Origin of the sequence: Vermiculatibacterium agrestimuris (assembly GCF_943193085.1) — a bacterium.
Lineage (GTDB): Bacteria > Bacillota > Clostridia > Oscillospirales > Oscillospiraceae > Vermiculatibacterium > Vermiculatibacterium agrestimuris.
In genome coordinates, this window is the sequence record NZ_CALPCU010000052.1 from 1 (window position 1) to 2,530 (window position 2,530).

The 2,530-nt window shown below is 65.5% G+C and carries 1 protein-coding gene; it reads right to left on the reverse strand.

The window, feature by feature from the left end; translation table 11 throughout:
* Window positions 1-84: 84 nt before the first annotated feature.
* The coding region (locus NFR87_RS10375) for an SEL1-like repeat protein (protein WP_251449417.1) at window positions 85-2,530 on the reverse strand (2,446 nt) is incomplete at its 5' end.

Sequence of the window (2,530 nt, forward strand, 5' to 3'; positions counted from 1 at the left end):
GGTGGAGCTCCAGTCCCGGGTGCTGGACGCCTACAATGAAAGCCGCCTTGGCACGGTGATGGAGGCCCGCTTTTTTCTCTTTGTTCAGCCGAAGAACTTCTTGAAGAATCCGCCCTTTTTCTTGGGCTCCTCCTCTTTTTTCTCCGGCGCCTTGGGCGCCGCGGGGGCATCCTGCACCGGCACCGTACCATCGGCCACCGACGACCCGGTCTTGCTCAGCCGCTCCAGCGCCTCCTTGGCGGGGGCGGAGCCCTTTTCCGCCGCCCGGCGGTAGTAGTCCATGGCCTTGGGAAGGTCGGGGCCCAGGCCCGCCAGACCCTGCTCGGTAAACTCGCCCAGTCTGTACAAGGCCCCGGCGTGGCCCCGGGCGGCGGCCTTGCGGTACCACTCCACCGCCTTCACCCGATCCTTGTGCACGCCGTCGCCGTTTTCATAGCATAGGCCCATGTTATAGAGGCCCCGGAGGTTGTCCTGCTCGGCGGCCTTCTGGAACCACTGGAACGCCGCCACCTTGTCCTGCTCTACCCCGGTGCCGTTTATGTAGAACCAGGCGATGTTGCACTGGGCAAAGGGATCCCCCGCCTGGGCCGCCAGCAGATAGAGCCGGGCCGCCTCCTTCAGATCCTTCTCCACGCCCTCGCCCATCTCGTAGAGATAACCCAGGTTGCACTGGGCTCGGGGGTAGTTCTGCTTCGCCGCCTCGCTGTACCAGTGGACGGCCACCGCCCTGTCCACCTCCACGCCCAGGCCCTCGTCATAGCAGTAGGCCAGATTGCACTGGGCACGGGGATAGCCCTGCTCCGCGGCCTTGGTGTACCAGAAGATGGCCTCGGTCATGGACTTTTCCACCCCGATGGCCGCCTCGTAGCAGTAGCCCAGGTTACACTGGGCCCGGGGGTAGCCCGCCTCGGCGGACTTGCGGTACCACTCCACCGCTTTGGCCTTGTCCTCCGGCACGCCGCTGCCGCTTTCATAGCACCAGCCCAGGTTGCACATGGCTACCTCGTCCCCCAGGTCGGCGCCCTTCTGATAGCACTCCACGGCCTTTTCCCAGCTCTGCTGGCAGCCCCAGCCGTTTTCATAGCACACGCCCAGATTGCACAGGGCGGGGGGATAGTCCCGCTGGGCGGCCTTCTCATACCAGGCGAAGCTCTTCTGGTAGTCCTGCTCCACCCCGCGGCCCCGCTCGTAGCACCAGCCCAGGTTGCACATGGCCCTGGGATACTCCTGCTCGGCGGCCTTGCCGTACCAGAGAGCGGCCTTCTCCCAGCTCTGCTCCACGCCCTTGCCCCGCTCATAGCACCAACCCAGGTTGCACTGGCCTCTGGGATCGCCCCGCTCGGCGGCGGCGGCGTACCACTTCACCGCCTCCTCCCAGCTTTGGGGAACGCCCTTGCCCGCCTCACAGCACCAGCCGTAGTTGCACTGGGCTCGGGAGTAGCCCTGCTCGGCGGCGGCCAGATACCACTTGACGGCCTCCTCCCAGCTCTGCTCTACCCCGTCGCCGGACTCGTAGAGGTAGCCCAGGTTGGTCTGGGCCCGGGGGTAGCCCTGCTCCGCGGCGGCCCGGTACCACTTCACCGCGTCGGCCATGGATTTCTCCACGCCCTTGCCCGCCTCATAGCACCAGCCCAGGTTACACTGGGCGGGGGCATAGCCCTTCTCGGCGGCCTGGGTGTAATAGTCGATGGCCTTCTCCCAGCTCTGCTCTACTCCCTCGCCCTCCTCATAGAACAGGCCCAGGCGGCAAAGTCCTCTGGGATTGCCCTTTTCCGCGGCAGTGGAAAACCATTTAAGGGCCTCCTGCAGGTTCTTCTCCACGCCCTTGCCGAACTCACAGCACCAGGCGTAATTGCACATGCCCACGGCATAGTCCATATTGGCGGCCTTCAGGTAGAGCTCAGCGGCCTTTTCCCAGCTCTGCTCCACCTCTTCGCCATTTTCGTAGCACAGGCCCAGCCGGCACACGGCGGGGGGATAGTCCCGCACCGCGGCCCCCTGATAGCAGCGCACGGCCTCGGCCATGTTCTTCTCCACGCCCTCGCCGTACTCATAGCACCAACCCAGGTTGTTCAGCGCCCGGGGATCCCCCTGGGCGGCAGCCTTGGCGTACCACTCTACCGCCTTGGGCCAGCTCTGCTCCACGCCCAGGCCGGACTCGCAGCACCATCCCAGGTTGCACTGGGCACGGGGATAGCCCTGCTCGGCGGCGGCGGTGTACCACTTGATGGCGTCGGGCCAGCTCTGCTCCACGCCCTCGCCGGCCTCATAGCACCAGCCCAGATTACACTGGGCGGGGGGATAGCCCTGCTGGGCGGAGAGCTTGTAGAGCTCTACCGCCCGCTCCAGGCTCTTCTCCACCCCGTCTCCCCGCTCAAAGCACAGACCCAGGTTGCAAAGGGCACGGGGGTCTTCCTGGTCAGCGGCTTTCATGTACCACTTGATGGCCTCTTCCTGGTTTTTCTCCACGCCCTCGCCCATCTCGTAGCACCAGGCCAGGTTGCACTGGGCCGGGGCGTAGCCCCGGTCG